Raw genomic sequence first — 6131 nt, 5'->3', positions numbered from 1 at the left:
AACTCAATGTTCAGCCAGATCATGTCCACTTAGTTGCGATAATTCCGCCCAAAGTATCGATTTCGACGTTGATGGGAGTTTTAAAGGGTAGGAGTGCAATTAGGCTATTCAACAAGTTTCCACATATCAGGAAAAAGTTATGGGGAAATCATTTTTGGGCGCGAGGCTATTTTGTGGATACGGTAGGTGTAAATGAAGAAATCATTAGACGGTATGTACGGCATCAAGACAAAAAAGAGCTTGAGCAAGAGCAGCAGTTAGAGTTATTGAGAGACTAACAGCGTCGTGGCCCCCTTTTAGGGGGCTTATATTAAAACCGCCTTCTAAGAAGGCGGATTTTTATATTTATAAATGAGGTCCAATGCTAGCAACAAAAGTCTTGATACACCCACCAACATTGGCAAAAGTAAAATAAATACGCTTTTGGTAATATTTATTATCTTTTGGATCATTACTACTGTAAGGTTTTAAATGATATTCACAATTAACTTCATTTTTTGTTGAAATTTCAGGGAAAATAAACTTCATATCATCTTTCCCATTCTTACCCTGTGTCGTACAGTCACACCCAGCCAAACCACCTAATATAGTTAAATCCTCAGGGATTTTCATTTGTGCTTGATATTCATTTAGGGCTTTTAAGCACTTCGTTATTGCAATTGAAAAGTTTTTTATACCGCCATCACCGATACACTTTAGGGTATCACCACAATCAGAATGAAAAGTGATTTTTTTAAAATGACTTTTAGCTCGATTGTAATAACTATGCTCATCGACTGGGTATTTACTTAATAAATTCTCATAGTGAGAATAAAAGTCATCAACACTATTAATAACATTGACTCTGTAAACATTTAAACAAGGAGCGTATAAGATATAGCTTTCATTGCATTCCTCTAGCACAAATCTATTTGCTCTCTCCATTAATTCATCTGTAGAAAAAGTAAGAGTAAAACCATTTAAGTATGATTGAAATAACTTACTATATAGATATGCTTGTACACCTTTATCACCAGCATAAGAGAAATTATTAGCCTGTTCAATAAACGATAGCCCAAATCCTTTATGCTCTAAAATGTCATTACCTGCGTAATACTCTACGCTCTCTTGATTAAATAATGATAGGACATTTTTTAACTTGGAAAGCGATGTATCTATCTCCATAAAACTACTAAACTTGCACGAATCTAAACTGAAATTTGAAACGGAAACTATAGTTTTCATTTATCCTGTCCAGTCATTAACACTTGCATATCTAATACTTGCTGGTCAAAGAAACCGTCTGGCCATTCTGAAAATTGCCCTTGCGCATTAACGATTATTTTTTTAACTGTAGTTGTACCTACATCCTCATTAATAACCTGATAAAAAAGAAGATTTTTATCTTGAACCTTTCCTAGCCTTGGCATCAATCGAATACCATTTATAATGTGGTCACTATGAGTCTCAACTACGACTTGAACTCCAGCCTCGGCAGCAAGAGCAATTAGCCTGCCCAAATAACTTTGCCCCCTCGGATGAAGATGGGCTTCCGGATTTTCAATAATAACTAGTCCACCAGGTTTAGTAACCAAAAGTGCCAAGACGATCGGTAGAACATAGCTTAAACCAAAACCAACATTGACGGCTCTGTAGCTCTCACCACCAAAAGTGTATTGATTTGTCGTAATGTCCGCATGTTTAAACGCCTGAGCCTTAATAAAAACTCCAGGAGAAATTTCCCCCATCCATTCAAATAAGTTCTGCGCTATACCGACTACAGAGCCATCAGTCAGATTAGGGTGTATACGTACATCATCACTGGGCATTGTCTGAATATTTTTAACCACCAGTTCTAAAACTTGTGGTGCATATTCACCATTTGTTCCTAACCAGTTTTGTGAGCGTCTTCGAGTTGAATATGGATAACTGCTCCTTGGCCCCCAACGCTCTGCATGAAGGTAAATAAATTCATCCTCATATAACTCTCGAAGCTTGTGTAGAACAGTTTTGTCAGAAAAGTCTAATAAAGGTAGTGGAGCCTCTTCGACTTCCTTTCTTTTCTGACTCGAAAACTCATCTTCACTATAACCCCAAGAGACAGCTCCAACGCTGGTATCGATTAATATTGATAACGAATCTTCATCAGCATTTCTATTGTGCAAATCGTTATAACTTCCTGGTTGCACATAATCTCCTCTAAGTTCCAATTTATTAGAGAAGTTATTTTGTAGGATTAGCAATAAGGATTGAATTACAGTACTTTTTCCTGACGAATTATTTCCACAAAAAACCGTCAAATTAGCAAGTTCAAATAATTGGTTTTTATAACATTTAAAATTTCTTAAAGTTACTTCGTTAATCATTTTTATTACCCATGACTAAATTTTCATTTTCCAACATTCCTTGCGGCATAAAAATCATGCCAGGCACTTTATTAATAAATTCAACCAAACTTCTAAATCGGTATAGAACCGTCACTCGTTTACCTGTAGAGTTTGTAATAGAATAATCAAACCCTCTTCCCAGCTCTTTGTATATTTCAGACTCCCAATCAGACGTTTTTTCATCACCAGATATCGCGTCCCACATGGTTTTTTTAAAAAGTTCCGCATTCTCAGGAATTACCATTATTTCCCGCTGTTCATCAGACATCATGGCAAATATAGAAACTAACAACTCAAATAATATCTTATTCAACTTACCTTTAGGTTCTTTTTTAAATGCATCGTCTTCAAATATCACAGATATCGTTTTGAGTGACTCTTTTAATTTATAGTCAATTATCTGAAATATTCTATCTGACGAAGAAACACCCTTATCTTTATCATAATGAAATGCGTTAAGAACTTTCATTGTATGACACAAGAAGTCATCATTAGTTTTATAAAAATATTTTTCAAATCCTAATACGAGGTAAGCAACAGCCCTTAAAACATACTCAACATCTAGCATTCTCTCATCGCTAACTTTAGCTGGAATACTATCTAAGAAAATATTTTCAGAAGAGAAATATTTACAGAATCGATTAGTCGAACCTGGATACAATGCTGAACGTATTTCCTGATAACTCAAGTTTTTCCCATAGGTATTGATACGATGAAATAACTCACGAATCATTTCTTCGCTATCATTCGATACTTGAATCAAATGACCATGAATTTGATATTCTCGAATTTTTCGTTGTTCTTTCCTCGGTAAATCTTTGAAATAACAGTTGTCATACTTCGGTAACTGATTTAAATCTTTAAGAGCAAATTTACCTTGAACGAAATCTACTAAAGTAGTTGTACGCTGTAAGCCGTCAATAACCACCCAATCAAAATCTACTTCAGACTCTGCATCTTTATTAGCTCTTTCTGCAAAATAGAATACAGGTAACGGTAGACCAAGCAAAATAGACTCAATTAGACGGGCTCTATCTTTTATAGGCCAAATACGATCTTTGCGTTGATATTCAGGTGTTAAATCTATTTCATTGTGTAAAACACGGTCGTATAGAAGTGATACTGTAGGACTAACTTGGGTAATTCTTGTTGGGGTAAGCCCCTTTACGATCGTAACATCAGTGTCAATCGTTTCTCGCTCATCATTGTTATCATCACCTGATTCTTCACCACCAAATGGGATCGAATCATCATCAATACTTTTAGAAAAGGATTGTCCTTCATTTTGCTCAATACTTACTATGGCTTCAGAAAGTCGAACTTCTAGTTCTTGGATTTTTTCTATAATGTCTTTAACTGCATCTACATCACTCTCACCAGGATATTTCGTAAAAATACTATCTAGTTTGTGTTTAAGTTGTATAGTTTGTTCTCTGTGCAGTTCATAAAATTGGGAGACGTCGAAATCACGATATCGATCAATTTTTCTCTTAATTTCTCGAGTTTCAGATGCTGTTAGCTCTTTAATAGTTCCAAGCTCATGTGTATTAGAATCTCTTAAGTAAAGGTGTTTCTTTTTTTCATACTTAAAATGTTCAATACATGGGAGGTTGGCAAAAATAGTTTCTGGCTGATGACGACTCGAGCCAGCGCCCCCTAGAGCCTGATCTACACTAGTAAAACCTTTCTGGTTTAATGCGCTTAATATCTTTTGTAGCTCAACGAAAGGACGAGTACGTTTTCGTGTGGTTTGGGTCTTATCTACCGTATAACGGCTGTTCTCTCGGTCAACTTCAAGGATAACAAGTGATTCATTTGATTCATTTATGGGTTGAAGTTTCAAACCAACCATCTGTTCTAGATAACCTAAAACTTCTTCAAGTTTCATAACATGCGCCGACTAACAAAGTATTGTTTATTAACGCTATATTAGCACGGCTTAATTGGAAGTGTAGAGAAACAAGCGACTACGCTGTGAAGCATGTAAAAAGGGAGTCAAATGACTCCCTTTTTACAAACTTTCTAGATAATTATGAATCGTCTGAGCAATGCATTTTGAGGCGAGAAATGGCACGCCATTTCCTATAGTCTTAAACATATCTGAAAGAGTCATAGTTGGAGGTAAGTGGAACTCTTTCGGTAGAGACTGAATAGCAAGCGCTTCTGCTGCACTTAATCTGCGAGGTTTGTACGGATGCAAATGCACTTCATTATTCCCGTAAGCAGCAGTTGGAGAAAAACGGTATCTATGCAAACGCTTGAATGACTTTTTCTTATCATCACCTTCTTGGATTGTTTTGAACTTATCCGAATACGGCCTAAAATGATGCTTAGCATTAAGATGCTGGTTCACATCATTCTTTTGAAACCAATGCTCTACTGTCAACTCACGATAGTTATCTAAATGCTTTGGAAGCTTTCGAATTGAATTCTCTTTGTAAGTTGCAAGTTCAGGCCAAATCGATTTATCTAGGACTTTCGTTTTATCAAATTTTACTTCTCGCTCCCAATCGAAATCTCTGGCAAGTTCTATGCTGGTAAGCTTATCACCCACATGCTTTCTATGGATACCGAACATCAAAATACGGTCTCGATCTTGCGGTACACCAAATTCGATACTATTTGTTAATCGGTCTGTAAGCACATAACCTGCATCTTCAAGATGTGCTTTCATAGCATCATAAAAAGCTCTGTGCTTACCAGTCTTCCACAAGCCTTTAACATTTTCGAAAAGGAAAAAATCAGGTTGATTCTGAACGATAGCATCAATATAGACACGAGTGAGAATACCATTCTCACCATCTGAACCTTTGTTCTTACCCGCCACAGAGAAGTCAGGACAAGGAGGACCGCCGATGAAACCAGTTAACGCTTCAGACTTGGCTTCTTGTACAAGATCATAAAGTAATTGTTTTTTTTCACCAGTCACAAAGTCATCGATACTGCCCAAGTAATGACCGTATTTCGGCTTAGGTAAGCCCATATGTTCTCTTGAATATTTGTAAGCGTCCAGGAATGGTTTATGAAACTCATTGACAAAACGAACATCAAAGCCTGATGTTTCAAAACCTAAGTCTAGAAAGCCGCTACCAGCGAAGAAAGAAAATATTATTGGTTTAGAAGGAGAGAACAAATTGAAAGCCCATACTGTCAAAGTTATCAATTAACTGTATCACCATACTACCTCATGGCATAACATAGTGACATATTAAAATAGCTTACCTCCCAATATTTACCTTGTTTTTAACAAACTAAAGCAAACATTGAGTTCTAGCCCAATTCGAATGAACTGTATATTAACACAGTACTTGGAGTTTAATACATATCCATTAGTAATTTAGCAGACGGCAGCAAAAACCTAGGTTTTGTGAATGTTACCCCAAGGCCACGAAAGCAAGCGACTGCGTAGAAGATTCGCAGCCACTCACAGGATAAAAAGAGCCGCTCAAAGCGGCTCTTTTCGTTAATGTAAGAGAATCTATGCGCTTACTCACGCCCGTAGACGTTGTTCTCTTGCTCTTGAACTCGGATAAAAGTTGTACGCTTAGTCAGCTCTCGAAGCTCCGCCGCGCCTACGTAGGTACAGGTTGAGCGCACACCGCCGAGGATGTCTTGAATGGTGCCGTGTACGCTGCCACGGTATGGCAATAGTACGGTTTTTCCTTCGGCGGCACGGTAACCTGCTACACCGCCAGAATGCTTGTCCATCGCGCTCTTCGATGACATGCCGTAGAACATAGAACAAAACTATAAAAATCATTTAAA

Annotated in this window: 4 protein-coding genes and 2 pseudogenes; 1 reads left to right on the top strand and 5 read right to left on the bottom strand. The window is 37.2% G+C overall.

Going from position 1 to position 6131, the window contains the following annotated elements; genetic code table 11:
* Positions 1–278 (top strand): annotated as a pseudogene (gene tnpA / locus T411_RS01000000119650) (IS200/IS605-like element IS1004 family transposase); the annotation flags it as partial.
* A 67-nt stretch (positions 279–345) separates the two neighbouring features.
* Here the strand turns inward: tnpA and T411_RS0115375 are convergent.
* The 5 genes and pseudogenes from T411_RS0115375 to T411_RS0115355 form a co-directional block, all read right to left on the bottom strand.
* Positions 346–1224: a hypothetical protein gene (locus tag T411_RS0115375; RefSeq protein ID WP_000849738.1), complete on the bottom strand. Its 879-nt coding sequence runs from the start codon at positions 1222–1224 to the stop codon at positions 346–348.
* Positions 1221–2345 (bottom strand): AAA family ATPase, encoded by a 1125-nt coding sequence (locus T411_RS0115370; RefSeq protein ID WP_000606740.1) that lies wholly within the window; start codon positions 2343–2345, stop codon positions 1221–1223. Before T411_RS0115370 ends, T411_RS0115375 begins: the two co-directional genes overlap by 4 nt.
* Positions 2338–4254 (bottom strand): DUF262 domain-containing protein, encoded by a 1917-nt coding sequence (locus tag T411_RS0115365; protein WP_000762954.1) that lies wholly within the window; start codon positions 4252–4254, stop codon positions 2338–2340. Before T411_RS0115365 ends, T411_RS0115370 begins: the two co-directional genes overlap by 8 nt.
* Positions 4255–4377: 123 nt before the next feature.
* A complete protein-coding gene (locus tag T411_RS0115360; RefSeq protein WP_001883155.1) occupies positions 4378–5529 on the bottom strand; it encodes a DNA cytosine methyltransferase in 1152 nt (383 codons plus the stop codon).
* Positions 5530–5852: 323 nt separating this feature from the next.
* A pseudogene (locus tag T411_RS0115355) lies at positions 5853–6101 on the bottom strand (IMP dehydrogenase); the annotation flags it as partial.
* Between the last annotated feature and the right edge of the window lie 30 nt (positions 6102–6131).

The sequence above is a fragment of the Vibrio cholerae ATCC 14035 genome, assembly GCF_000621645.1.
Taxonomy (GTDB): Bacteria; Pseudomonadota; Gammaproteobacteria; order Enterobacterales; family Vibrionaceae; genus Vibrio; species Vibrio cholerae.
Note: the sequence above shows the minus strand (reverse complement) of the source record. Positions and strands in the feature narration are given on the sequence as shown.

What these genes read in the sequence shown, in the direction of transcription:
- T411_RS0115365 (WP_000762954.1), bottom strand. Translation starts at nt 4,254, where the DNA reads ATGAAACTTGAAGAAGTTTTAGGTTATCTAGAACAGATGGTTGGTTTG.
- T411_RS0115375 (WP_000849738.1), bottom strand. Translation starts at nt 1,224, where the DNA reads ATGAAAACTATAGTTTCCGTTTCAAATTTCAGTTTAGATTCGTGCAAG.
- T411_RS0115370 (WP_000606740.1), bottom strand. Translation starts at nt 2,345, where the DNA reads ATGATTAACGAAGTAACTTTAAGAAATTTTAAATGTTATAAAAACCAA.